Consider the following 24338-nt stretch of genomic DNA (forward strand, 5'->3'; position numbering starts at 1 on the left):
CGACGAGAGGGCGCGGATGGGGCGGCAGGGCGACTGGCGACGGCGGGCCCGGGAACTGGCGCACTTCGCCCCAGCATCGATGGTCACCGCCGTCACCGAGCGTCGCCGGCAGGGTGACTGGCGGGGTGCCTGCGCCGCCGCACGGTTCGACCCGCACCTCAACCTCCGCGACGTCGCCAACCGGTACGGCGACCAGGAGGCCGGCCGGATCGCCGCCGACCTCGCCGGTTTCGCCCCCGACCTGCTGCGCCGGTTCCTGCCCCGGGTCGCCGCCGGGGTGCTGGAGCCGCAGGCGAGAGTCGTGCTGTCCCGCCGCACGGAGCCACTGCGCACCTCGCCCTCGGAGGTGCCGCCGAGCGGGTCGGCACGGCCGGGCCTCCCGGGGGTGGCGCGACCGCCGGCCCCGGTGCTGATCGCGTTCCTGCCGAACAGTGTCTCGGCCCCGCAACGGGTCATCCTCCGGGTTGGTGAGGTCGACCGGCTGACCGACCGCTGGTACGACCTGCCCGACTGGTGCTGGCACGCGGACGCGGTCGAGCAGCGGCGCTGGGCGTACGGAGCCTCGCCGACCCGACTTGCCTGGCACAGGCCGGACGGCACCCCGTGCCGGTCGGACGGACCGTCCACCGCGGAGTGGCCGGTCGACCGGGCCACCGAGATGGAGACCATCCACCACCTGCTCGGCGACAACCGGGTGGTCGAGGCGTACGGGGCGGCCGGCCTCGCCGTCGACGTCGACCTCGGCGACGACGCCCGCGACCGGCACAGGTGGCAGTGGTGGACCGAGGTCGAGATGGTCCGGCTCGGGACCACACTGCCGGTGCTCGCCGCCGAGGCCCGACGGCTCGCCCGACGCTACGGCCGTACGACGCTGACCGGTGGCCGATCCGTCACCACCGCGGTCGACGTGATCGACGGCGGCCCCGCCACCGTCCGCCGGACCGAGGGTGGCGAGCGACTGGGGGGACCGGACCCGGTCGCCATGGTCGCGCCGATCGAGGCCGGGCTGCTGAACCGCAGACTGCTCCGTCCCGACGAGCTGCATCCGCTGGTGCACGAAGCGTTGTTCCCGGACCGTCGCCAGGACTGGCGGATTCCGCCGCCGGCGCCGGTACCGGTGATCCGGATCCGGTGCGGTGGGCCGACCCCGCACACCCTGCGGGTGACCGACGGGAGCCTGTCCGCCGAGTACCACACCGAGCAGGAACTCCGCCGCGAGCTGGTGCTCGGCGGACTCGGCGGACCGATCAGCGGCTGCGCGGCGGCGGTACGCGCCTGGCGTACCGGGCAGGGGCCGGTGCCGAAACGGATCCGGCTGATCCGGCGGGACTTCTTCGCCCTCGCCCGGCACGGCGACACCGACTCGCTGCTCGCCGTCCTCGCCGATGGGTTCGACCCTGCACTGCGCGACGGCGACGGCGGCACCCTGCTGCACTGGCTGCACCAGCTCGACCACGCCGAGATCCTTCCGCTGCTGCTCGCCGCCGGGCTCTCCCTCGACGAACGGGATCGCAACAGGGACACGCCGCTGCACCGCGCCGCCCGGGCCGGCGCGACCGAGGTGATGGCGGCACTGGTCGAGGCCGGTGCCGACGCCGGGCTGCCGGACGCGAACGGCCGGACTCCGGCGGATGTCCTCGAACAGACCCGGGCCAGATCGGGTCGGTGACCGCCTGCGGCGGCTCGTGTCGGTGGTCGTGTGTATGCTCCCGCACGGCGAGGCCGTAGCGCAGAGGTCGACGCGCCTTGACAGCAAGCTGGAGGACGCCGGTTCGAATCCGGCCGGTCTCGCCACCATTCTCGTCGCCGGCGAACGTTCACGGGGTCGGCGAGGGCCCACCGGGTCGGAGGGCCGGGGAACGTCCATCGGGGGAGGTGCGGTGTCCGTCGAGCGTGCCGAGCTGGCGGCCTGTGTGGACGTACTCGCCCGGCTCGACGCCCCCGACCTCGACGAGACCGTCCGCGCGGAGCTGGAGCGCGCGGTGGTGACGGCGTACCGGGGGGTCAAGAAGCGGGCGAAGGCCCGCCGGTCGGCGCGGACCCGGGAGAGTGACCGGGCCCTGCTCGCCGGCGCCACCCGCTTCCACACCGAGATCCCGGCCACTGGCCCGGCCCCGGAGTCGCCGCCGCCCGCGTCGGGCCCGGGTGCGCCGGATCCCGAGCCGGCCCGGTCGGGCACGGACGCGTCGGAGGCCCTCGGCGACGCCGCGCCGGGCGGCGGTTCGCTGATCCGGGCCCGGTACTGCTACGTCTGCAAGACGCCCTACCGGGACGTCGACGTCGACTACCACATGATGTGTCCACCCTGTGCCGAGGAGAACCGGCTGCGCCGGTCCGCCCGCTGCGACCTGGCCGGCCGCACCGCCGTGGTCACCGGCGGCCGGGTGAAGATCGGCTTCCACACCGCGCTGAAACTGTTGCGCGACGGCGCCGACGTGATCGTCACGACCCGGTTTCCCCGGGACGCGGCCCGGCGGTACGCCGCCGTGCCGGACTTCGACGACTGGGCCGACCGGCTCTACCTGCACAATCTCGACCTGCTCGACCTGCCCGCGACCCTCGACTTCGTCGGACTCGTCGGGCGACGCTTCACCGGACTGGACATCCTGGTCAACAACGCCGCCCAGACGCTCTACCGGCCGGCCGCGTACCACCGGGACGCCCGGGAGGCCGAGGCGGCCGCGCTGGTCGGGCCGGCGGCCCGGATCGCCATCGGCGGCGGTCCGACCGCCAGCGCCGAACCGGGTCTGCCGGGCACCCTGGACGCGTTCTTCCCGCCCGGCCAGCTCGACGAGACCGGCCAGCAGCTCGACCTGCGCGAGGTCAACTCGTGGGTGCTGCGGGACGCCGAGGTCAGCCCGCACGAGTGGTTGCAGGTCCACGTCGTGAACGCGTTCGCGCCGTTCCTGCTCACCTCCCGGCTGCGCCCGCTGCTGGCGGCGAGCCCCCACCCGCGACGGTACGTGGTCCAGGTCTCCGCGATGGAGGGCAGCTACTCCCGGGCCGGCAAGACCGTCCGCCACCCGCACACCAACATGGCGAAGGCGGCGCTCAACATGCTGGTCCGCACCGTCGCCGCCGACTACGCGGCCGACGGGATCCACATGAACAGCGTGGACACCGGCTGGGTCACCGACGAGCGTCCGCACCCGAGCAAGACCCAGCAACGCGACCTCGGCTTCCGGCCCCCACTCGACGTGGTCGACGGCGCGGCCCGGGTCTACGACCCGATCGTGCGCGGTGAGCGCGGCGAGCCGATGCACGGACTCTTCCTCAAGGACTACCGGAGTGTGCCCTGGTGACCGATCCGAACCCGGTACCTGACCCGGCCACCGCCGATCCGTCGCCGGAACGCCGCCCGACCGTCACCGACCCGACCCCGGTACGCTGCCCGGTCATCGCCGACCCGGACGCCGGGCTCGCCGACCCGACCGAGTTCGAGCCGCTGCTGGGCCGCCTCGCGACACCGGAGACCGTGTCGGACAACGAGGTCTTCCCGCGCGGCACCATCCAGGCCGACGGCCGGCTCGACCTCTGCAAGCAGGGGATCGGCCCGGTGCAGACGGCCCGGATCGTCTCCGCCGCGGTCGACTCGCCGCTGGTCCGGCACCTGCTGCTCGGCACCAACGGGCTCGGTGCCGAGGGCGCCCGGGCGGTCGCGGCGGCGCTGCGTCCCGGCCACCGGCTGCAGACGCTCTATCTCGGCTGCAACCGGATCGACCCGACCGGGGTCGAGGCACTCGCCGACCGCATCGAGGGCGACCAGACCGTCCGGGCACTCTGGCTCAAACGCAACCCGATCGGTGACGAGGGCGTGACCAGGCTCGCCGCCGCGCTCGTGCGCAACACCACCATCCGGACCCTCGACCTGGTCAACGTCGGGATGACCGGGCACGGGCTGACCGTGCTCGCCGAGGCGCTGGTCCGGCGGCAGCCGCCGTTGCAGCGGCTCTTCCTCGGCGGCAACGGCTTCGGCCCGGAGGTGGCGTCGACCCTCGCCAACCTGGTCCGCCGGGCCGGCATCCGTGAGCTGTACCTGGCCGCCAACCACCTGGGCGACGACGGTGTCACGGCGCTGGCCCGGGCCGTCGACGGAATCGAGCTGACCCTCGGGTTGGGCGGCAACGGCATCACCCCGGTCGGCGTCGCGGCACTGGCCCGGCACCTCGGGGCGTGGCGGTCACTGGACCTCGCCCGGCCGCCGTCCGAACGGGCCCTCGGCGCGCACGCCAACGTGGTGGCGGACGAGGGTGCGGCGGAGTTGGCCACCGCGCTGCCGACCGCCGCCCGGCTGCGCCGGCTGGACCTGCGGCGTACCGGGATCGGTGGGCGGGGCGCCCGGCAACTCGTCGACGCCGTCGACGGCCACCCCACCCTGGAGTACCTCGGCATCAACGGCGGGGTGCCCCGGCGGATGCGCCGTCGGGCCACCGCACTGCTCGCCGACCGGCCGGTCAGCGCACCGCACCCCGACATCCAGGCGATCGCGAGCGTCTACCGGTGACCGCGCGACCACCGGTCCTCCCCGAGCTCCCGGTCTGGCGACGGGTCCGCCGGTACGCCGTACCGGCCGAGATGATCGAGGCGTGCGCGGCGGCCCGGTCGGCCGGCGACTGGCGGGCCGGCTGTGCGGCGGGGCGGATCGACGTCGGATTCGACCTGACGGAGGTGGCCCGGGAGCACGGTCGGGAGGCCGCCGACCGGATCGAGGCCGATCTGACCACGCTCGCCCCCGACCTGCTGCGCTGGCACCTGCCCCGCGTCCTCGGCGGCCGGACCAGTCTCGCCACCGACCAGCAGTGGCTGCTCTCCGTCCGGGAGGGCCGGCTCGGTGCCGAACCGGCCCTGGTGCTGCGGACGCCGAAGATGGTCGACGGCTCCCAGCGGCTGCAGCTCACCGTCCGTCCGGCGGGCCGGGGGCTCCTGGAGTGTCTGGACCTGCCGCCGGCCTTCTGGAGCGCGGAGCACGTCACCGGCCTCGCCGCCGCGTACGGCGGATCGCCGGCCCGGATGCCCGGCTTCGAACCGGACGCCACGGTTCGCCCGTTCGACCGGTACGCCACAGAGGTGGACCCGGCCGACCCGGCGAGCCGGGCGGAGCTTTTCGACCGGTACGTCGCCGACGGTGACCTCGTCTCCGCCTGGGCGGTCGCCGGAATCGACCTCGATCCGACCCGACCCGAGGGTCCGGACTATTGGCTGAAGGAAATCGAGGGCACCACCGAGCTTCTGGTCCCCACCGGACTGCCGGCCGAACTGCAGCGCCTGCGCGCCCGGTACGGCATCGACTGTGCGGTACTCGGGCCGATGTTCCAGTACCGGGCGGCTGTCGAGTTGCGCGACGACGGTCGGCTCGCCGCCAGGTTGCCGGGATACCGCGACGAGCACAGCTCGTGGCCGCGGGTCGCCGCCGTGGTGTACGACCGACCGGTCGACCTCGAACTGATCCGGCACGGCCTGCTCGACCCCGCCGAGTTGCACCCGCTGGTGCGGCAGGCGCTCTTTCCCGCCCTGCCCGCCGTGGCGGCGGTGCCCGACCGCGTCGACCTGCGCCGTGAGGTGTCGGTGCGGTGCCGGGGCGAGTGGCACACCGTACGACACGGCGACGGCCGGCTCGACCCGGTCGCGCACACACCCGACGAGGTCGCCCGGGAGCAGGCCCTGCGGGCCCTCGGCGGCCCGGTCACCGGTTGCTTCGCGGTCCTCGAAGCGTGGCGTTCCGGCACCGGCCGGCTGCCGCGCCAGCTCCGGGAACTCCGCCGCGAGGTGCTGCAGCGTCTGCAACACGGCGGGTCCGCCGCGTTGACCACGCTCCTCGACGCCGGGCTCGACCCGGCGATCCGGGACGGCCGGGGCGGGACCCTGCTGCACCACGTGCGCGCCCTGTCGGACGTCGGCGCGGTCCGACAGTTGGTCGACGCCGGGGTGCCGGTCAACGTGCCCGACCACCGGGGTCGGACGGAGTTGCACGTGACCGTCGGCGACGGCGGCACCCCGGAGCTGGTCCGGGCGCTGCTCGAGGCGGGCGCGGACCCGCAGGCGACCGACAGCGACGAGATGAGCGTCGTCGACCTGGCGGAGTACAAGGCACAGATGTACGAGGACGATGAGGACGAGGAGACGGTGCTGGCGGAGTATCGGCACATCCTCCGGATTCGTGACGTGGTCACGGAATGGAAGGACCGGTGACCGCGACCGACCGGGCGTCCACCGCCGGTCCGCCCGCCGCGGGTCCGCTCGCCGCCGCCGACGCGCTGGTCGCCGCCAGTCGGGACTGGCGGAGCGAGCCGGTCCGTGACCCGAAGGTGGAGGCGCTCGCCCTCGCCGTCTCGGCGAACCTCCCGGTGCTGCTCTGGGGCGAGCCGGGAATCGGCAAGTCTGCGACGCTGCAGCAGCTCGCCGACGGGATGGGCACGCTGATGGAGACGGTCATCGCGAGCGTGCACGAGCCCAGCGACTTCGCCGGACTGCCGATAGTCGGTGACTCGCCGGCCACCGACGGGGTGCCGATGGCCCCGCCGGACTGGGCGGTACGTCTCGCCCGTACCGGAACCGGGCTGGTCTTCTTCGACGAACTCTCCTCGGCGCCGCCGGCCGTCCAGGCGGCGCTGCTGCGGGTCGTGCTCGAACGGCGGGTCGGCAGCCTGCAGCTGCCGCCCGCGGTACGGATCGTCGCCGCCGCGAACCCGCCGACCAGCGCCGCCGACGGCTGGCACCTGAGCCCGCCGCTGGCGAACCGTTTTGTGCACCTGTACTGGACACACGACGCGCGGACGGTCGCCCGGGGACTCGCCGGCACCTGGCCGGCGGTCTCGGTGCCGGCCGTCGACTCTCGGCGTACCTCCAGCGCGGTGGCGAGGGCGCGCGGCGCCGTCGCCGGCTTCCTCACCGCGCGCCCCGGCCTCGCGCACCACCTACCGGGCGACGCGGAGGCGCGCGGCGGCGCCTGGCCGTCGCCGCGCACCTGGGAGATGGTGCTGCGGCTGCTCGCCTTCCACTTCAGCACGGGCACCGGCGGCGACGCCCTCGCGCTCGCGGTGGTCGGTGCGGTCGGTGACGGCGCCGGTCTGGAGTTCGTCACCTACCTGGAGAACCTCGACCTGCCCGATCCGGAGCGGGTGCTCGCCAACCCGGAGGCGTTCGCGCTGCCCGAACGGGGGGACCGGCAGCTCGCCTTCCTCACCGCGGTGATCTCCGCCGTCCGGTCCCACGTCGACCGGCGGCGCTGGGAGGCCGGCTGGGTGATCCTGGAGAAGGCGGTCGAGGCGGGCGTGCCGGACGTCGCCGCCCGGGCCGCGATGGACCTCGCCGCGCTGCGGGATCCGGCCTGGCCGGTGCCGGCGGCCATCGACGCGTTTGTCGAGGTGCTGCAACTCTCCGGGCGCCTGCCGGGATGACCGGCGTGACGACGGCGACCGTCAGATGAGCGGGCGGGCGTCCGACGGCGCCGGGGCGCTCGACCGGACCAAGCTGCTCGCCGCCCGGTTTCGGGCCGCCCAGGACCGGCCGTACCTGGCGACCGCGTTGTTCAGCGTCACCGTAGTCGAGTCCCGGCAGGTGCCGACGATGGGTGTGGACCGGCGGTGGCGGTGCTACGTGTCGCCGGAGTTCGTCGACCGGCTGCCCGTACCGCAACTCGCGGCGGTCTGGATCCACGAGGTGGCACACCTGCTCCGCGACCACCACGGCCGGGCCGACCGGCTCGCCCACCCCGACCGGGCGGACCACCACCGGGTCAACGTCGCGCAGGACTGCGAGATCAACGACGACCTGGTCGCGGACCTGCTGCCGCTGCCGCCCGACCGGGTCGAGCCGAAGACCTACCAGCTGCCGGACGGGCTGCTGTTCGAGCAGTACCTGCCCCGGCTGCCGGCGAGCGTGCACGGCCATCCGGCGTTCGGGGTCGGTGACGGCACCGGGACGGCCCCGGACTGCGGCTCCGGGGCGCACGGTGTCCACCGGCCGTGGGAGAGCGGCGCGGCCGGTGGCGGGGTCGGCGACGTCGAGGCCGGCGCGATCCGCCGGGACACCGCCCGGGAGGTACGGGCCCACGCGCGGGGACGGGGAACGGTGCCGGGCGGCTGGCAGCGGTGGGCCGCCGAGATCCTCGAACCGACGGTCGACTGGCGGCAGGCGCTCACCGGTGCGGTACGCGAGGCGGCCGCCTGGGCGAGCGGTGCGGTGGACTACACGTACCACCGGCCGTCCCGGCGGTCGTCGGCGCTGCGTGGGGTGGTGCTGCCGAGCCTGCGCCAGCCGGTGCCCCGGGTCGCGATCGTGGTGGACACCTCCGGGTCGATGGGGTCCACCCAGTTGACGGCGGCGCTCTCCGAGGTCTCCGGGGTGCTCCGGGCGGTCGGGATCGGCGGCAACCGGGTCACCGTACTCGCCTGCGACGCGGACGTGCAGGTGGTCCGCCAGGTCCACACCGTCGGCGAGGTACGCCTCGCGGGCGGCGGTGGCACCGACATGCGGGTCGGGGTGACCGAGGCGTTGAAGGGCCGGCCGCACGTCGTGGTCGTACTGACCGACGGGTACACCCCCTGGCCGGAGGCCCCGCTGGAGTCGACCCGGCTGATTGCCGGGCTGATCGGGGTCAATCCGCCGGAGCCGCCGCCCTGGATCACCACCGTCCACATCACCGATCCGGAGTCCTGAACCCGGGTCGGAGTCCTGTTCGAGGCCGGCGCGGAGTCGTCGCGACCGCTCCGGCCGGCCGGTGGTGTGCCGAGTCCGAATCCGGTGTGACCGGAGGCGAACCGATCGACCGGATTTTCCGTACCCAGGGGAGCGGGGCGCGTCCGCACCGCAGCGACGAAAGGGTGATCGTGTCGACCGGTCGAGGGATTCCGCCCCTGTTCCGCCGTACCTGGGGGATGCTGCGATCCCTGGTCATCTACCACGGTCAGCCGGCCAAGCACCGTCGTGCCCGCCAGCTCTACCAGGAGTTCCTCGGGCCGGGGCAGATCGGGTTCGACATCGGCGCGCACGTCGGCGGACGGGTACGCACCTGGCGGCGGCTCGGCGCCCGGGTGGTGGCGGTCGAGCCGCAGCCGGACTGTCTCCGGGTCCTGCGGCTGCTCTTCGGTCGCGACCGGGACGTGGTGGTCGTTCCCGAGGCGATCGGGGCCCGGGTCGGGCGGGCGTCCCTCGCACTGTCGACCGCCCATCCGACCGTCTCGACGATGTCGCGGGACTGGATCGAGTCGGTCACCGCGGAACAGGGTTTCTCCCGGGTCCGGTGGGACCGCTCGGTCGAGGTGCCGGTGACCACCCTCGACGAGCTGATCGCGAAACACGGCATGCCGGCGTTCTGCAAGATCGACGTCGAGGGTTTCGAACTCGACGTGCTACGCGGGCTCAGTCGTCCGCTGCCCGCGCTCTCCGTCGAGTACCTGCCGCAGGCGCACGACGCCGCGCTCGCCGTACTCGACCTCGTGGAACAGCTCGGCGCGACGGCCGGCGGATACCGCTACAACTACTCGCCGGTCGAGACGATGCGGTATGCCAGCGACGAGTGGCTCGACGCGGCCGACCTGGTCCGGCTCCTCGAACGGTTCCGCCCGGCGGGCCGCTCCGGTGACGTCTACGCCCGGCTGAACGTTGACGACGGGACACGGCCGGCCGACGGCGGATCCGACCAGGGGTAGGCTGGCCGGTGTCGGGCGCCCCGGGGAGGGCGGCAGTTTCCGCCCAGCGGACGTGGGGACAGCTGCTCAGGCGATGTTCGCGAGCGGCGAGGGGTTGAGCCTGGCGAAGCCTTCCTGCCGCTGGTAGGGGAAGTACGGGTAGGGCGCGGTGCGGCTGCTGGCAGTGTCGAGCCGGGCCGCCTGTTCGGGTGTGAGTGACCAGCCGACAGCCTCGATGTTCTGCCGTAGTTGTGCCTCGTCGCGGGCGCCGATGATGACGGTGGCTACCGTGGGCCGGTGCAGTAGCCAGTTGACCGCGATCTGCGGAACCGCTCGGCCGGTCTCGCGGGACAGTTCTTCGAGAACGTCGACGACGCGGAACAGGTGCTCGTCGTCGACCGGCGGGCCGTAGGCGGCGGTCGCGTGCAACCGGCTCGTGGACGGTGGCGGCGTACCACGCCGGATCTTGCCGGTGAGTCGTCCCCAGCCGAGCGGGCTCCACACCACGGCGCCGACGCCCTGGTCGAGGCCCAGGGGCAGCAGTTCCCACTCGTAGTCCCGGCCGATGAGCGAGTAGTAGACCTGGTGTGCCACGTACCGGGCACGGTGGTCCCGGTCGGCGGCGGCGAGGGACTTCATCAGCTGCCAGCCGGCGAAGTTCGAGACGCCGAGGTAGCGAATCTTCCCGTTCCGTACCAGGTCATCCAGTGTCGCCACCACCTCCTCGACGGGAGTTGCGGCGTCGAAGGCATGTAGCTGGAACAGATCGATGTAGTCGGTGCCGAGTCGGCGCAGCGCCACGTCGACCGATCGGATGAGCCGGGCGCGCGAGGTTCCCGCGTCGTTCGGTCCGTCGCCGGTCGGCAGGCCGCTCTTGGTCGAGATCAGGACAGCGTCACGTCGGCCTTTGATCGCCTGTCCCAGCACCTCCTCGGACGCGCCGTCGGAGTACACGTCGGCGGTGTCGAACATGTTCAATCCGGCGTCCAGACAGATGTCCACAAGGCGCCTTGCCTCGCGGGCGTCCGTGTTGCCCCAGGCGCCGAAGAGCGGTCCGGAGCCGCCGAAGGTGCCGGCGCCGAAGCTGAGGGCGGGGACGGTGAGTCCGGATGCCCCGAGTCGTCGGTATTCCACGATGACAACCTCCCGTTAAAGGTACTCTAGTTCCGTTAGAGCGTCGACTACGATAGCACTCGTCCGCACTTAAGGGAACTGGAGACCCGTTATGACCGTCGGCACGATCCGACCCGGCGGCCGGACCGCCCGGGTCCGCGCCGCCGTGCTCCGAGCTGCCGGTGACGCGCTCGTCGAGCACGGCTTCGATCATCTCGACCTCGCCGACGTGGCGCGCCGCGCCGAGGTGGGCAAGACGACGGTCTACCGCCGCTGGGGTACGGTCGCCGGGCTCGTCGCCGACCTTCTGACGGACATGGCCGAACAGTCGCTGCCGCGAGCCGACACCGGATCGTTGATCGAGGATCTGCGCGCCAATGCGCGGCTCGTGCAACGCACCCTGGTCGATCCGCGCCAGGGTGCCCTGTTTCGGGCGGTCATCGTCGCCGCGACCTGCGACCCCCGTGCCGCCGAGGCCCTGCACCGCTTCTACGCCATCCGCATCGCCGAATGGGCCCCCTGCGTACAGCAGGCCGTGCGGCGGGGGGAACTGCCTTCGAGCACGGACCCGTCCGAGGTCATCCGTGCCGTGTCCGCACCGCTCTACTACCGCCTACTCGTCAGCGGTGACCCCATCGACGAGGCCGTGGCGGACCGGGCCGCCGAAGCGGCAGCGGCAGCCGCCCGTGCCGGCGTTTACACGTCCACCAACAGTCCTAACTGACGACACGGCCCGGCCCAGGATCCGTATCCAGGTGTGCGTGACCGACCTGCTGCGCAGCCTGGCGCTTGCCGCCGCCTGACAGGTTGATCGCGGGCGCGATGAGCCGCACGCCGAGCGGGACGGTGTAACGCCGCCGTACCTGACCGCTACGCGCTCATGCGGCGGTCAACGTGCGGCCGGCTCCGTACCCATCCACCCTGCATGAGCGGGGACCTCTCAAGAACCGCCACGGGCGCGGGGCGAAGTCCAGCGTGGCCCGGCCCGCCGCCCCGGCCCGCGGCGAGCTGCACACCGTGGCCAGGCCTGCCGCGGGGGCGCCAGGTCAGACGCGCTGGAGCACGACCAGCTCCGCGTCGTGGTCGGCGCTCCACCGCACCGGCAGACCGACCGCGCCCAGGTGGCTGCCGGAGTAGTGGACGTCGCCGTGCCGGTAGCCGGCGGCCGGGTCGAGGCCGGCGAGCGGCAGCCGGACCGGGCGGGACGGCAGCAGCCCGGCGCCGTCGAGCCGGCCGGTGTGCCAGGCGAGCACCACCACCGTGGCGCCGTCGGGTGCGGTGTACTGCACGGCGCAGCGCGGCTGGTCCGGTCCACCGACCAGGTGCACGGTGCCGTGCATGATGATCTCGCGGATCTCCTTGTACCGGGCGATCCACCGGCTCGCCTCGGCACGCTGCTCCGCCGTCCAGTGCCGGATGTCGGCGCCGATGCCGAGCACCCCGGCCATCGCCAGGACGAACCGGAACGCCAGTGACCGGGGGCGTGGGTCGAACAGGCCGGGGGAGTCGGTCACCCAGGAGCTGAGCAGGTGCGGCGCGTTGGCGTGCAGGAAGCCGTACTGGATGGCGAGCCGGTCCAGCGGGCCGGTGTTGTCGCTCGGCCAGAAGACGTCGGCGCGGGCGGCCATCGCCAGGTCGGTCCGGGCGCCGCCGCCGGCACACGCCTCGATCAGCACGTGCGGGTGGTCCCGGCGCAGCTGTTCGTAGATCCGGTGCAGGTTGGCGACGTGCGCGCCGTCCAGGTCGATCCGGGCGGCGTTGCCGGCGGCCTCCGTACCGGGCCGGCCCGGCTCGGTACGCGGCCGGTTGAAGTCCCACTTCAGGTAGCCGATGTCGTGCCGGCGCAGCAGACCATCCACCGTGGAGTGGACGAACTCGGCCACCTCCGGCCGGCCCAGGTCCAGCAGGTACTGGTTGCGGATCGGGGTCAGCGGCCGGCCGTGCACCGCGTACACCCAGTCGGGGTGCTCGGCATAGAGCCTCGACCGCGGGTTGACACACTCCGGCTCGACCCAGAGCCCGAAGTTCATCCCCAGACCCCGGACCTCCTTGACGAAGGCGTCGAAGCCGGCCGGGAACTTGGCCGGGTCCGGGGTCCAGTCACCGAGGCCGGCGGTGTCGTCGTCGCGGCCGACGAACCAGCCGTCGTCGACCACGAAGGTCTCGACGCCGAGGTCGGCGGCGACCCGGGCCAGCGCCAGCTGGTTCTCCGCGTCGACCGCGAAGTACGTCGCCTCCCACGAGTTGTAGAGCACCGGCCGGGGCGTCAGCCGCTCGCCGGCGAGCCGGCGCTGGTGGGTGTGCCAGACCCGGGCCAGCCCGTCCAGGCCGTCCGGGCTGTAGGCGCCGCTGACCGTCGGCAGGGTGAGCCGACCACCGGACGGCAGGTCGAGCGGCCCGTCGACCAGGCGCCGGCCGGCGCGTACCCGGGTCAGGCCGCCGGTGTCGCGTTCGGCGGTGATCTCCCAGGAGCCGGTCCAGGCCAGGGCCACCCCCCAGGTCGGGCCGGTCGGGTCGGCCTGGTCGCGGACCGCGAGCCAGGGCAGGTGCAGGTGCCCGGGTACGCCCTGGGCGCTGCCGACGGTGAACGCCCCGTGCCCGAGGTCGACGTGGTCGAGTTGGAACTCCTGCGCCCACTGTCCCCACTGGTAGCTGAGCCGGGCGCCGTGCGGGGTCGGTACGCAGAACCCGGCGCTGCCGGCCCGGACCAGGCGCAGCGGCTCCGGCCCGGTGTTGGTCAGCTCCACCCACCGGGACACCACGTCCGTGCCGGCCGGCACCTGGTAGTGCACGACGGCCCGCAGCCCGGTGACCGGGTCGGCGAAGGTGACCGCCAACCGTGTGTCGTCACCCTCGGCGTCGACGTATTCGAAACCGATCCGGCGGTCCCCGGAGCCGGTCTCCACGATCAGGTCCGCGCCGGTGAAGGGGCGGGCGGCGTCGGTCGCGTACTCGATCGGGGCGGCGTCGCCGGCGGTGAGGAACGGGACCGGGCCGGTGTACTCGACCGGCGACGGGCCTTCGCTGACCCCGTGCGGCCCCCAGGCCACCAGTTCGAGCCAGCGCCCGTGTGCCGGCACGGCCACCGTGTACTCGGTGTGCGCGCCGCGCAGCGTCCACCGTCGGCTGGGGTCGGCGTGACTCACTTGACGGCTCCGATCGCCAGTCCGGACACAAAGTGCTTCTGGAAGCGGAGGAACACCAGCACGGTCGGCACCGCCGCGATCACCGTGCCGGCCGCGATGACGTTCCACGAGGAGACGAACTGTCCCTGCAGGGCGAGCAGGGCGGGGGTGACCGGCATCTTGTCGTCGGTGCGCAGCACGGTGATCGCCCAGAGCAGGTCGTTGAAGATCCAGGTGAAGGAGAGCGCGCCGAGGGCGGCGAGCGCCGGCCGGGTCAGCGGCAGGATGACCCGGGCGAAGATCTGCCCCGGCCCGGCCCCGTCGATGACGGCCGCCTCCTGGATCTCGTTCGGCAGGTCGCGCATGAAGCCGTGCAGCACGAACGTGTAGAAGCCGAGTCCGAAGCCGACCTGGACGGCGATCAGCGCCCAGAGGGTGTCGTAGAGGCCGGTCAGCTCGCTGAACTTGCTGACCGGGATGAGCAGGATCTGCGGCGGCAGCAGGTTGCCGGCGAGCATCAGCAGCAGGATCGTGCGACGGAACGGGATCCGGTAGCGGCCCAGGGCGAAGGCGGCGACCGCGGCCAGCACCAGGCTGAGCAGCACCGACGGTACGGTGACCAGCATGCTGTTGATCAGTGCCTGGAGTTCCCCGCCGTCGGTCCACGCCTGCCGGTAGGTGTCCAGGGTGAACGAGTGCGGCAGGCTGCCGACCCCGTTCGCCGCGATGTCGTCGAAGCTGCGGGTCGACATGACGACGACCCAGGCGATCGGGCCCAGCCAGAGCAGCGCCACCAGGGTCATCCCGACGTGGAACGCGCCGGTCCGTAGGCGGGTCATTCGTCGTCCTCCCGGAACGCGCGGACGAGGTAGCCGAGGATGACCGCGAGCGCCAGTACGAAGATCACCACGGCGATCGCCGAGCCGTAGCCGAGCCGCAGGCTCTGGAACGCGGTCGAGTACATGTAGGTGCTGAGCAGCTCGGACGAGTGGTACGGGCCGCCCCGGGTCAACGACCAGACGATGTCGAACGAGCGCAGCGAGTCGATCACGATGACCGACAGCACCACGGCGTTGACCCCGCGCAGCTGGGGTACGGTGACCCGCCACAGCCGCTGCCAGTTGTTGGCGCCGTCCATCCGGGCCGCCTCGTGCAGGGCGGGGTCGATCGCCTTGAGGCCGGCCAGGTAGAGCACCATGACGTAGCCGATCTGCCGCCACAGGGCGGGCAGGATGACCGCGTAGAGCGCGGTCTGCGGGTCGGCGAGCCAGGGGCGGATCAGCTGTTCCAGCCCGACCGCGCGCAGCAGCTGGTCGGCGAGCCCGTCCGGCTGGTAGAAGACCCGCCAGACCAGTGCGGTCACGACCAGGGAGAAGACCACCGGGGTGAAGAGCGCGGCGCGGTAGAAGGCGATACCGCGCCGTTCCTTCTGCAGGAGCAGGGCCATGCCGAAGCCGCCGACGACCGAGAGGCCGCCGAAGAGCACCAGCCAGATCACGGTGTTGAGCAGCGCTCCCCGGAAGATGCTGTCCCCGGCCAGTTCGGTGTAGTTGTCGAGGCCGATGAACCGCGGCGGCTCCAGGCCGTCCCACCGGGTCAGCGAGAACCAGAAGCCCTGCAGGGCGGGCCAGAAGACCCAGATGCTCTCGACCGCGAACGGGACGAGGACAAACGCCACCAGCAGCGGCGACAGGCGTTTCGCCGATCGCCGCCGCGGGCGGGTCCCCGCCGGTTGCCGCTGTTGCGTGCGCTCGGCTGGTGCGACTGTGGTCATCAGCCCTTGAATACCTTCTCGGCGCCGGTCTGCCACTCCCGCAGGATCGCGTCGATGTCGTCCGGCCTGTCCATGAACTTGGTCAGCGCGGTGTCGGCGGTCGGTTGGAGGGCGTCGCTGGAGTCCCGGTTGAAGAACTGGGTGAGTTCCTTGGCGTTCTCCAGCATCGCCTTGCCCTTGGCGACCAGCGGAGAGTCGGAGGCCTTGGCGGCGGGGTTGGCCGGCAGGATGATGCCGGAGCTGCTCTGGATGTACAGCTCCTGGGCCTCGGCGGAGGCCAGGTAGCGCAGCAGGTCCTTGGTGCCGGTCGGGTTCCCGCTCCGGGCGCTGGCGAAGAAGCCGTCGGTGGGGGCCTCCTCGGCGACCGGCACCGCCGGGTCGATGATCGGGAACTGGAAGAAGTCGAGGTCGCCGAGGGCGTCCTTCGGGGCGGCGTCGGCGAAGAAGGTGCCGATCAGGAACATCCCGGTCTTGCCGCCGAGCAGCGCGGTGGTGGCCTCCTGGAACGGGTACGCCTTGCCCTTCGGGTCGAAGTACGGCAGCACCTCACGCCAGCGGGTGAAGACCGCCTTGACCTTGGGGTCGTCGAAGCGCTGCTTGCCGGCGAGCAGTTCCCGGTGGAACGGTGCCCCGTTGATCCGGATGTTGAGGTAGTCGAACCACGCCGAGGCGACCCACGGGGTGTCGCCGAGGCCGATGCCGATCGGCGGGATGCCCTTGCCCTCCAGGGTCTTGCAGAGCGCGACGAAGTCGGCCCAGGTCTTCGGCTCCTGCACGCCCCACTTGGCGAAGTTGGACTTGCGGTAGAAGAAGCCCCACCAGTAGTTGTTCATCGGCACGAAGACCTTGCGGCCGGACGCGTCGGTGGAGAGGCTGCGCAGCGACTCGGGGTAGTCCGCCATCCCCTGCCAGACGTCGGAGACGTCGAGCAGCAGGCCCTTGCTGGCGTAGTCGTTGGCCACCGAGCCGGCGTACCAGGTGAAGAGGTCGGGCGGGTTGGCCGACGTCAGATAGGTCGGCAGCTGGGTCCGGAAGGTCTCGGCGGCGACCGTGTTCAGCGTGGCGGCGCCCTTGCCCTGCTTGTTGAAGTTCTCGACGATCTTCTCCATCGCGACCTTCGCCTGCGGGGAGGAGAGGTTCGACTGGAGGCTGACCGTGCCCGAGTTCTTGCCGCCCCCCGAGGTGCTGGCGGAGCTGGCGCAACCGACCAGGCTGCCCGCGCCGAGCACGCCGAGGCCGGCGAGACCGATATGCCCGAGGAACCGGCGACGACTGGAGTCGAAGTCGCTCACGGAGTGTGTCCCTTCATGATCGACCCGGCGTAGCTGCGGGTCGCGGTGTGTCGGTGTGGTAAACGGTGTGATCCAGAAGGTTGCATCCAGGGGCTCGGGCTGTCAAGATTTCTTCCTAATTAATGTTTTGATCTTCCGGGTCTTCGGATCCGGGTCCGCAGATCTTCTGAGTCCGGTGGGTGGTGAGCCAGCGCATGCGACGACTGGACGGCAGGGTTGCCCTGGTCACGGGGGCGTTCGGGGGCATCGGCGCGGCCACCGCCCGGCGGCTGGCCGCCGAGGGCGCGACGGTCGGCCTGGTCGACGTACGAGACCCGTCCCCGGTCGCCGCCCAGATCGAGGCGGCCGGCGGACAGGCGTACCCGATGGTTGCCGACGTCGCCGACGAGGCCGGCTGGAACACCGCGGTGACCGCGCTGCGCGACCGGTTCGGGCCGGTCGGCGTCCTGGTCAGCAACGCCTACTTCAGCGAGGTGACGCCGGCGCACCAGACCAGCCGGCAGTCCTGGGACCGGCAGTTGGCGGTCAGCCTCACCGGCAGCTTCCTCGGCCTGCGGGCCTGCCTGGACGACCTGCGCGCCACCGGCGGCGCGGTGGTCCTGGTCTCGTCGGTGCACGCGCTGGTCGGCCTGCCCGGACACCCGGCCTACGCGGCGGCCAAGGGCGGCCTGGTCGCGCTCGGCCGCCAACTCGCCGTCGAGTACGGCCCCGACGTGCGGGTGAACACCGTCCTGCCCGGCCCGATCCTCACCGCCGCCTGGGACCGGGTGTCCGATGCGGACCGTCAGCGGAGCGTGGCGGAGACTGTGGCCGGCAGGTTCGGCACCCCGGACGAGGTGGCGGCGGCAATCGCCTTCCTCGCCTCGCCGGACGCCGGGTACGTCACCGGAACCACCCTGGTCGTGGACGGTGGCTGGACCGCGGTGAAGGCCTCGGCCTGAAGACCGGTATCGGACGAGCGAGAAGGCGCGGAGAGCATTGGCACAGTACGCACGCCGTGGTGTTCACGGCCAGACCGTCGAGGTCATCGCCCGGCGCATCCTCGCCGGTGAGATCGCCGAGGGGGACACCCTGAACCTCACCGCCCTGCAGGGCGAACTCGACGTCAGCCTCACCGCGCTGCGGGAGGCGCTCAAGGTGCTCAGCGCCAAGGGCATCGTCGACGCCCGGCAGAAACGCGGCACCTTCGTCCGCCCTCGCGCCGACTGGAACCTGCTCGACGGCGACATCATCCGCTGGTAGTTCGCCGAGGGCGCCGGTCAGCACCTCCTCGACCAGCTGCACGAGGTACGTACCATCGTCGAACCCGCCGCCGCGCGACTCGCCGCGGTCCGGGCGACCACGGACGACCTCGCCGCCCTCGACGCCGCGCTGGCCGAGATGGCCGCGGCCACCGAGCCGGTCGCCGCCGTCGGTGCCGACCTGAGCTTCCACCGCGCACTGCTCGCCGCCACCCACAACGAACTGCTGGAGCGGATGGAGGTGGTGATGGAGACCGGGCTGGCCGAACGGGACCGGCTGGTGCACGGCGTGGACCGGGACGACGACCCGGTGCCCAGCCACCGGGCGGTGGTCGAGGCGATCCGCCGTACCGACGCCGGCGCTGCCGAACAGGCCATGCGCGACCTGCTCGACAAGGCCGTCCGGGACGTGCAGAAGGTACGGCGGCACACCACCAACCGAAGCGACGCCTAACCGAGGCGACAGCGAGCGTGGAGCCGAGCAGATGGCACAGCCGAGGCGACAGCGAGTGAGCATCGTAGGGCCGTCTGCGGCCCGAGGAGCGGAGCGAGCGTGGAGCCGAGCAGATGGCACAGCCGAGCCGTTGAGATGAGAGGCAACCGGTGAAGATCGACCGAATCGAGACCTTCCTGATCGCGCCCCGGTGGCTCTTCTGCCGGGTCGAGACCGACGAAGGGCTGGTCGGCTGGGGCGAGCCGGTCGTGGAGGGCCGGGCCGAGCCGGTACGCAGTGCCGTCGAGGTGCTCTCCGAGTACCTGCTCGGCGAGGATCCGCTGCGGATCGAGCAGCACTGGCAGGTGCTCACCAAGGGCGGGTTCTACCGGGGTGGGCCGGTGCTCTCCAGCGCCGTCGCCGGGCTCGACCAGGCACTGTGGGACATCGCCGGGCAGGCGTACGGCGCCCCGGTGCACGCGCTGCTCGGCGGTCCGGTCCGGGACCGGGTCCGGATCTACTCCTGGATCGGCGGTGACGAACCGGCGGAGTTGGCCGACGCCGCGGCCGCGCAGGCGGCGGCCGGGATGACCGCGATCAAGATGAACGCCTCCGGCCGGCTCGGTGCCATCCCCAGCTCGTCCGAGGTGGCCGCGGTGGTGGAGCGGCTCGCCGCCGTCCGGGCGGTGCTCGGTGACGACCGGGACATCGCGCTCGACTTCCACGGCCGGGCGAGCGTCGCGGCGGCCCGGCGCATCCTGCCGGAACTGGCCCCGCTGCGGCCGCTCTTCGTCGAGGAGCCGGTGGTGCCGGAACAGAACCACCGGCTCGCCGACATCGTCACCGCCTCGGCGGTGCCGATCGCCACCGGCGAACGGCTCTTCGGCCGGCACGAGTTCCTGGCTCCGCTGCAGGCCGGTGTGGCGGTGCTCCAGCCCGACCTCTCACACGCCGGCGGCATCTCCGAGGTACGCCGGATCGGCGCCCTCGCCGAGACCTACGGCGCGGTGCTGGCACCGCACTGTCCACTCGGGCCGATCTCGCTGGCGGCCAGCCTCCAGGTCGCCTTCGCCACCCCGAACTTCCTGATCCAGGAGCAGAGCATCGGCATCCACTACAACCAGGGCTCGGAGCTGCTCGACTACGTCGTCGACCCGGAGCCGTTCCGGTTCGTCGACGGCCACCTGCGTCGACCGGAGGCGCCCGGGCTCGGCATCACGGTCGACGAGAAGGCGGTCCGTGCGGCGGCCCGGACGGGGCACGCCTGGCGGAACCCGGTCTGGCGGCACGACGACGGCTCGTTCGCCGAATGGTGAGCCGGGCCGGGGACGGAGCGCCGGCCCGGGCTGGCGGCCGTGACCCGAGCCGGGCTGACGACCGTGACCCGGGCCTGGTGGACGTACCGCTGAGGGTCAGCGTCGACAGTGCCCGGGGCGGGCGGTGGACGAGTCTGGCCGGCGGTGGGCGCGAGTGGCTCTGGCGTGGCGCCGCCACCGGGCGGGACCGGGTGGTACCCGGTGACGCGTTCGTCGACGCGGGCGGGCTGGAGGAGTGCCTGCCGACCGTACGTGGCGTCCCGGACCACGGCGACGTCTGGTCGCGGCCCTGGCGGCAGGTCACCCCGGAGATTGCCACGGTCGAGTGCGCCGACTTCACCCTGACCCGACGGATCCGCGGCCTGGGCGGCACGGTGGTCGCGGACTACCGGCTGACCGCGGAGCCCGGTTACCGGTTCGTCTGGGCCGGGCACGCCCTGCTGGAGGTGTCGCCGACCGCCCGACTGGTCGCCCCGGACGGCACCCCGACCCGGCTCTATCCGGAGGCCGCCGACCTGCTGCCGGCCGGTGACTGGCCGGCCGGCGCCCGGTGGATGACCGCACCGTGGCCGGCGCCGGCCGGGCTGCCGCTGGACCGGCTCGGCCCGGACGACGGCACCGCACTCGGCGCCATCCTGGTCGGCTGTCCGGACGTCCGGGTGGTCGACGGTCCGGACGTGCTGCGCTGGCGCCTCGACTGTGCCGACCAGCCGCGTTCCGTCGCGCTCTGGCGCAACCTGCGCGGCTGGCCGCAGCCGGCGCCGTACCGTAGCGTCGGCGTCGAGCCGATGCTCGGCGCGGTCTTCGATCTCGCCGAGGCCGGTTCCGGCCCGGACTCCGGGCCGGCCGCTGCCCCAGCAGCCGGGAATGTGGCAGGGGACGGAGATCCGGCACCGGGCGGTGGCACGGTGGCGGGTGGGGACGCGGTGCCGGGTGGGGACGCGGCCTTGGTCCCGGCCAATGGTGAGGTCAGGTGGCGGCTCACCGTTTCCGCGTACCGTTCCGGCCGGACGCCCTGACGTCACGACACTTCGTATCGACCGCGTACCGACCCGTCAGGAGGAGAGCATGCGGCTCACCGAGCCCACCCCGTGGAGCAGCGACCGGTTCGAGTTGGGGGAGGGGGCCCGCTGGCTGGACGGCCGACTCGTCCTGGTCGACCTGCTCGCCGGTCGTCTGTTGGAGACCACCGGTGACGCGCCCGGGCTGCTGCGTGAACTGCGCCGGCTGGCGGCGCCGCTGGGCGGGGTGGCACCGGTCGCCGGGGCGCCCGGTGCCTGGCTCGCCGCCACCGGCACCGGCCTGGCTCTGCTCTCTGGCCCGGACGGTGACCGCCAGCTGGCCGACCTCGAGGGCGGCAACCCCCGGCCGGCCCGGATGAACGACGCGGTCGCCGACCCGCACGGTCGGTTCTGGGCCGGCAGCATGGCGTACGACACCACGCCCGGCGCGGGAAGCCTGTACCGGCTCGGTGCCGGGGCGCCACCGGAGCCGGTGGTGACCGGCCTGACCATCGCCAACGGGCCCGCCTTCGACGCCGACGGCACCACCATGTACCTGGCCGACACCGGCCGGGGCGAGGTGGACCGGTTCGTGGTGGACCCGGCGACCGGTGATCTCTCCGGCCGGGAGCCGTTCCTGCGGCTGGCGTCCGGCGAGGGGGCACCGGACGGGATGACGGTCGACGCCGAGGGACATCTGTGGGTGGCGCTCTGGGGCGGCCACGCGGTACGCCGCTACCGGCCCGACGGCCAACTCGACCGCGAACTGCGGCTACCGGTGGCCCAGCCGACCAGTGTCTGCCTCGGCGGTCCCGACCTGCGTCGGCTCTTCGTCACCAGCGCCGCGTACGGGCTGAACCCGCCCGGGCCGCTGGACGGCGCGTTGCTCGCGGTCGACGTCGACGTCGCCGGTCTGCCCGGCCGGTCGGTCCGGCCCGAGCTGGTCGAGACCATCCACGGTTGACGGTGGGACCGGGCACCGGGTCAGGGCGCCGAGCGGCGCCGGGCAGGCCGCTGTCCCGACCGGCGAGGCCGCCGGAGGCGGGGCGGCAGCGGTTGTCGATCATCGCGTCGTCCTGTGTGGAACAATGACGGCGGCCGTGCCCGGCGCCGTGCCGGGCCGTCGGACAGTTTGGAGCAGCAGTGCCGGTAACCGCAGACCTCGCCAAGCTCGTCGACAAGGAGTACCAGGACAAGAGCCTGGAGGAACTGGTCGACGCCCCGGTCGCCGCGCTCGCCGGGGTCAGTGAGCGCGCCGCCACCCACCTCAAGGAGGCGCTGGGGATTAAGACGATCGGCGACCTCGGGCGTAGCCAGTACTTCCAGACCGCCAGCGCGCTGGTCCAGCTGGCCGGCAAGGACCGCTGACCCGGCCACCGGTACGACAACAGGAACGCGGCGGTGCCCCGCGGGGTGCCGCCGCGTCTGTCTGTGCCGGGCCGGGGTGCTGGCCTGGCCGGGCCGGGGCTGCTAACCGGCGGTGAGGTCCCATTCCCGACGCAGGTCGCCGAAGACCCGGTGGAAGTCGGGGAAGGTCTTCCGGACGCACTCCGGGTCGTCGAGCACCAGACCGTCGGCGCGCAGGCCGGCGACGCTGAACGCCATCGCGATCCGGTGGTCGGCGTGACAGTCGATCAGCGCGGGGCGCGGCGTACCGGGGTGGATCTCGATCCAGTCGTCGCCGGTGGCCACCTCGATCCCCATCGCCCGCAGGTTGGTCGCGCAGGCCTCGAGGCGGTCGCACTCCTTCACCCGGGTGTTGGCGACGTCCTCGATCCGGACCGGCCCGTCGGCGTACGGTGCGATCGCGGCCAGGGTGGGCATGGTGTCGGAGATGTCCCGCATGTTGACGGTGAGGCCGCCGAGCCGTCCGGTGCCGGTGACCGTGGTCCGGTTCTCCTCGACGACCACCTCGGCGCCCATCGCCCGCAGCGCCTCGACGAACCGTACGTCGCCCTGCATCGCGTTCTTGCCCAGCCCCGGTACGGTGACCGTCTGTCCGGTGAGCGCGGCGGCGGCGAAGAAGTAGCTGGCGGTCGAGGCGTCCGGTTCGATGTCGTAGCCGCGGGCGGCGTATCGCTGCGGCGGCACGGTGAAGGTGTTGCCGACGGTCCGGACGGTGACCCCGAAGTCGGCCATCATCGTCACGGTCATCTCCACGTACGGCCGGGAGACCAGGTCGGTGACCTCGATGGTGAGCCCGTCGGCCATCAACGGGGCGGCCATCAGCAGCGCGGTGAGGAACTGGGACGACACGGACGCGTCGAGTCGCAGGTGCCCGCCACGCAGCCCGGTCGCGTCGACCACGAGCGGCAGGTGCCCCTCGGCCTGCGCGAAGTGGAGGTCGGCGCCGAGGTCGCGCAGTGCGGTGGCGAGCGGGCCGACCGGGCGGCGACGCATCTGTGCCGAGGCGTCGAACCGGTAGTGGCCGTGCCCGACCGCGGCGAGCGCGGGCAGGAACCGGGCGGCGGTGCCGGCGTCGCGGCAGTAGACGTCCGCGTCGCCCGCCGGTGGGCCGGCGGGGTGGCCGTCGACGAGCCAGTCGGCGCCGGCCTCGGTGACCTGGTAGCCGAGCGTGCGCAGGCCGTCCCGGAACGCCTGGGTGTCGTCGGAGTCCAGGGCGGCCCGCAGCCGTGACGTGCCGTCGGCGGCGGCGGCGAGGAACAGGGCCCGCGCGGTCACCGACTTGGAGCCGGGCACCTGGACTGTCGTCACGATCTCCACCTTCGTCGTCGCGCACTTCCGTGGGAGCAGGCCCGAATTCTACCGACCTTCGATGTTGATCTCCCTGGTGCTCCCTGGAGCGGGCCGGTACCACCGCACCGGCCCGCCCCGACGGCTCAGCTGCTGGCGCAACTCGGTGTGGCGATCTGTCCGTTTCCGCTGGCCTGGAAACCGAACTCGGTCGACTGGCCGGCGGCCACGCGGCCGTTGTAGTCGACGTTCGTCCAGGCGACGGTGCCGCTGTCGGCGCTCCGGTTGGCGCTCCACGCGCCGGTCACGGTCGTACCGGACGGCAGGGTGAGGGTGACCCGCCAGCCGTTGATCGGGTTCGATCCGGCGGTAACCCGTACCGTGGCGACAAAACCGCCATTCCACGAGTTCAGGGAGATGCTGGCGGAGCAGCCACCGGCCGAGGGCGGGGGTGTGGTTGTCGACGGGGGTGGGGTGACGCCGCCGCTGTTCAGTGCGTTCAGCACCGCGTCGTACGCCGGCTCCTTGTTGCCGTTGCCGTCGAAGAGCAGGGGTTCTGGCCGGTGCGCCAGGAGTCGCTGTCCCGGATGCCCCAGACGGAGACCGTCACCACGGCCCGTAGTGGTCTGCGGTTCCTCACTGTGCTGCCCGACCCCGATGGTTGGAGGTCGACGTGTGCGGGGTGGGTGGTGGGGCCGGCGCCCCCGCACCGCCGTGGGG

21 protein-coding genes, 1 tRNA gene and 1 pseudogene are annotated in these 24338 nt (G+C 72.7%); 16 read left to right on the forward strand and 7 right to left on the reverse strand.

Going from position 1 to position 24338, the window contains the following annotated elements:
- Positions 1–16: 16 nt before the first annotated feature.
- The 8 genes from ABGB05_RS29055 (at position 17) to ABGB05_RS29090 (ending at position 9650) form a co-directional block, all read left to right on the forward strand.
- Complete coding sequence (locus ABGB05_RS29055; protein ID WP_347657105.1) at positions 17–1669, forward strand: ankyrin repeat domain-containing protein; 1653 nt, start codon at positions 17–19, stop codon at positions 1667–1669.
- A gap of 49 nt (positions 1670–1718) precedes the next feature.
- A tRNA-OTHER gene (locus ABGB05_RS29060) sits at positions 1719–1794 on the forward strand.
- 86 nt (positions 1795–1880) lie between these two features.
- The gene (locus ABGB05_RS29065) at positions 1881–3302 is read left to right on the forward strand and encodes an SDR family NAD(P)-dependent oxidoreductase (RefSeq protein ID WP_347657106.1); all 1422 of its coding nucleotides are present in this window, start codon (positions 1881–1883) and stop codon (positions 3300–3302) included.
- Entirely contained in the window at positions 3299–4504 is a 1206-nt protein-coding gene (locus ABGB05_RS29070; RefSeq protein ID WP_347657107.1) for a gala protein, read from the forward strand. Before ABGB05_RS29065 ends, ABGB05_RS29070 begins: the two co-directional genes overlap by 4 nt.
- Positions 4501–6189, forward strand: coding sequence for a hypothetical protein (locus ABGB05_RS29075; RefSeq protein WP_347657108.1), 1689 nt, complete (start codon positions 4501–4503; stop codon positions 6187–6189). Before ABGB05_RS29070 ends, ABGB05_RS29075 begins: the two co-directional genes overlap by 4 nt.
- Positions 6190–6254: 65 nt before the next feature.
- Positions 6255–7397, forward strand: coding sequence for an AAA family ATPase (locus tag ABGB05_RS29080; protein WP_347657127.1), 1143 nt, complete (start codon positions 6255–6257; stop codon positions 7395–7397).
- A 25-nt stretch (positions 7398–7422) separates the two neighbouring features.
- Complete coding sequence (locus ABGB05_RS29085) at positions 7423–8658, forward strand: VWA-like domain-containing protein (RefSeq protein WP_347657109.1); 1236 nt, start codon at positions 7423–7425, stop codon at positions 8656–8658.
- A gap of 170 nt (positions 8659–8828) precedes the next feature.
- A complete protein-coding gene (locus tag ABGB05_RS29090; RefSeq protein ID WP_347657110.1) occupies positions 8829–9650 on the forward strand; it encodes an FkbM family methyltransferase in 822 nt (273 codons plus the stop codon).
- 66 nt (positions 9651–9716) lie between these two features.
- Here ABGB05_RS29090 and ABGB05_RS29095 read toward each other — a convergent pair whose 3' ends face one another.
- Positions 9717–10763: an aldo/keto reductase gene (locus tag ABGB05_RS29095; protein ID WP_347657111.1), complete on the reverse strand. Its 1047-nt coding sequence runs from the start codon at positions 10761–10763 to the stop codon at positions 9717–9719.
- Between the two features lie 91 nt (positions 10764–10854).
- On the opposite strand from ABGB05_RS29095, the gene ABGB05_RS29100 reads away from it, so the two are divergent.
- Positions 10855–11466: a TetR/AcrR family transcriptional regulator gene (locus ABGB05_RS29100; RefSeq protein ID WP_347657112.1), complete on the forward strand. Its 612-nt coding sequence runs from the start codon at positions 10855–10857 to the stop codon at positions 11464–11466.
- Between the two features lie 322 nt (positions 11467–11788).
- Here the strand turns inward: ABGB05_RS29100 and ABGB05_RS29105 are convergent, their stop codons facing one another.
- From ABGB05_RS29105 to ABGB05_RS29120, 4 genes are read right to left on the reverse strand one after another with little or no spacing between them, the layout of a single operon-like run.
- Complete coding sequence (locus tag ABGB05_RS29105; protein WP_347657113.1) at positions 11789–13888, reverse strand: alpha-galactosidase; 2100 nt, start codon at positions 13886–13888, stop codon at positions 11789–11791.
- Positions 13885–14706: a carbohydrate ABC transporter permease gene (locus ABGB05_RS29110; RefSeq protein ID WP_347657114.1), complete on the reverse strand. Its 822-nt coding sequence runs from the start codon at positions 14704–14706 to the stop codon at positions 13885–13887. Before ABGB05_RS29110 ends, ABGB05_RS29105 begins: the two co-directional genes overlap by 4 nt.
- Positions 14703–15641: a sugar ABC transporter permease gene (locus tag ABGB05_RS29115; RefSeq protein ID WP_347657115.1), complete on the reverse strand. Its 939-nt coding sequence runs from the start codon at positions 15639–15641 to the stop codon at positions 14703–14705. Before ABGB05_RS29115 ends, ABGB05_RS29110 begins: the two co-directional genes overlap by 4 nt.
- The gene (locus tag ABGB05_RS29120; RefSeq protein ID WP_347657116.1) at positions 15641–16933 is read right to left on the reverse strand and encodes an extracellular solute-binding protein; all 1293 of its coding nucleotides are present in this window, start codon (positions 16931–16933) and stop codon (positions 15641–15643) included. The genes ABGB05_RS29115 and ABGB05_RS29120 overlap by 1 nt, the downstream gene beginning before the upstream one ends.
- Before the next feature lie 194 nt (positions 16934–17127).
- Here ABGB05_RS29120 and ABGB05_RS29125 point away from each other — a divergent pair, with 194 nt between their 5' ends.
- The 7 genes from ABGB05_RS29125 (at position 17128) to ABGB05_RS29155 (ending at position 22292) form a co-directional block, all read left to right on the forward strand.
- The gene (locus ABGB05_RS29125) at positions 17128–17874 is read left to right on the forward strand and encodes an SDR family NAD(P)-dependent oxidoreductase (protein ID WP_347657117.1); all 747 of its coding nucleotides are present in this window, start codon (positions 17128–17130) and stop codon (positions 17872–17874) included.
- Positions 17875–17911: 37 nt separating this feature from the next.
- Positions 17912–18175 (forward strand): GntR family transcriptional regulator, encoded by a 264-nt coding sequence (locus ABGB05_RS29130; RefSeq protein ID WP_347657118.1) that lies wholly within the window; start codon positions 17912–17914, stop codon positions 18173–18175.
- A 36-nt stretch (positions 18176–18211) separates the two neighbouring features.
- Positions 18212–18628 (forward strand): FCD domain-containing protein, encoded by a 417-nt coding sequence (locus ABGB05_RS29135; protein ID WP_347657128.1) that lies wholly within the window; start codon positions 18212–18214, stop codon positions 18626–18628.
- A 149-nt stretch (positions 18629–18777) separates the two neighbouring features.
- Complete coding sequence (gene dgoD, locus ABGB05_RS29140) at positions 18778–19923, forward strand: galactonate dehydratase (RefSeq protein ID WP_347657119.1); 1146 nt, start codon at positions 18778–18780, stop codon at positions 19921–19923.
- 77 nt (positions 19924–20000) lie between these two features.
- On the forward strand, positions 20001–20942 hold the full coding sequence (locus ABGB05_RS29145; protein WP_347657120.1) for a hypothetical protein: 942 nt from the start codon (positions 20001–20003) through the stop codon (positions 20940–20942).
- Positions 20943–20991: 49 nt separating this feature from the next.
- On the forward strand, positions 20992–21888 hold the full coding sequence (locus ABGB05_RS29150; protein WP_347657121.1) for an SMP-30/gluconolactonase/LRE family protein: 897 nt from the start codon (positions 20992–20994) through the stop codon (positions 21886–21888).
- Positions 21889–22067: 179 nt separating this feature from the next.
- Positions 22068–22292 carry a hypothetical protein gene (locus ABGB05_RS29155; RefSeq protein WP_347657122.1) on the forward strand — a complete coding sequence of 75 codons (225 nt, stop codon included), beginning with the start codon at positions 22068–22070 and terminating at the stop codon, positions 22290–22292.
- 102 nt (positions 22293–22394) lie between these two features.
- Here ABGB05_RS29155 and aroA read toward each other — a convergent pair whose 3' ends face one another.
- Positions 22395–23639, reverse strand: coding sequence for a 3-phosphoshikimate 1-carboxyvinyltransferase (gene aroA / locus ABGB05_RS29160; RefSeq protein ID WP_347657123.1), 1245 nt, complete (start codon positions 23637–23639; stop codon positions 22395–22397).
- Positions 23640–23764: 125 nt separating this feature from the next.
- A pseudogene (locus ABGB05_RS29165) lies at positions 23765–24222 on the reverse strand (cellulose binding domain-containing protein); the annotation flags it as partial.
- Between the last annotated feature and the right edge of the window lie 116 nt (positions 24223–24338).

It is taken from the genome of Plantactinospora sp. B5E13, from assembly GCF_039871775.1.
In the GTDB taxonomy this organism is placed as follows: Bacteria; Actinomycetota; Actinomycetes; order Mycobacteriales; family Micromonosporaceae; genus Plantactinospora.

Bases quoted from the DNA above. Each gene is read 5' to 3' on its own strand.
- ABGB05_RS29150 (WP_347657121.1), top strand. From the start codon at position 20,992: ATGCGGCTCACCGAGCCCACCCCGTGGAGCAGCGACCGGTTCGAGTTG.
- ABGB05_RS29085 (WP_347657109.1), top strand. From the start codon at position 7,423: ATGAGCGGGCGGGCGTCCGACGGCGCCGGGGCGCTCGACCGGACCAAG.
- ABGB05_RS29125 (WP_347657117.1), top strand. From the start codon at position 17,128: ATGCGACGACTGGACGGCAGGGTTGCCCTGGTCACGGGGGCGTTCGGG.
- ABGB05_RS29115 (WP_347657115.1), bottom strand. From the start codon at position 15,641: ATGACCACAGTCGCACCAGCCGAGCGCACGCAACAGCGGCAACCGGCG.
- ABGB05_RS29055 (WP_347657105.1), top strand. From the start codon at position 17: ATGGGGCGGCAGGGCGACTGGCGACGGCGGGCCCGGGAACTGGCGCAC.
- ABGB05_RS29110 (WP_347657114.1), bottom strand. From the start codon at position 14,706: ATGACCCGCCTACGGACCGGCGCGTTCCACGTCGGGATGACCCTGGTG.
- ABGB05_RS29100 (WP_347657112.1), top strand. From the start codon at position 10,855: ATGACCGTCGGCACGATCCGACCCGGCGGCCGGACCGCCCGGGTCCGC.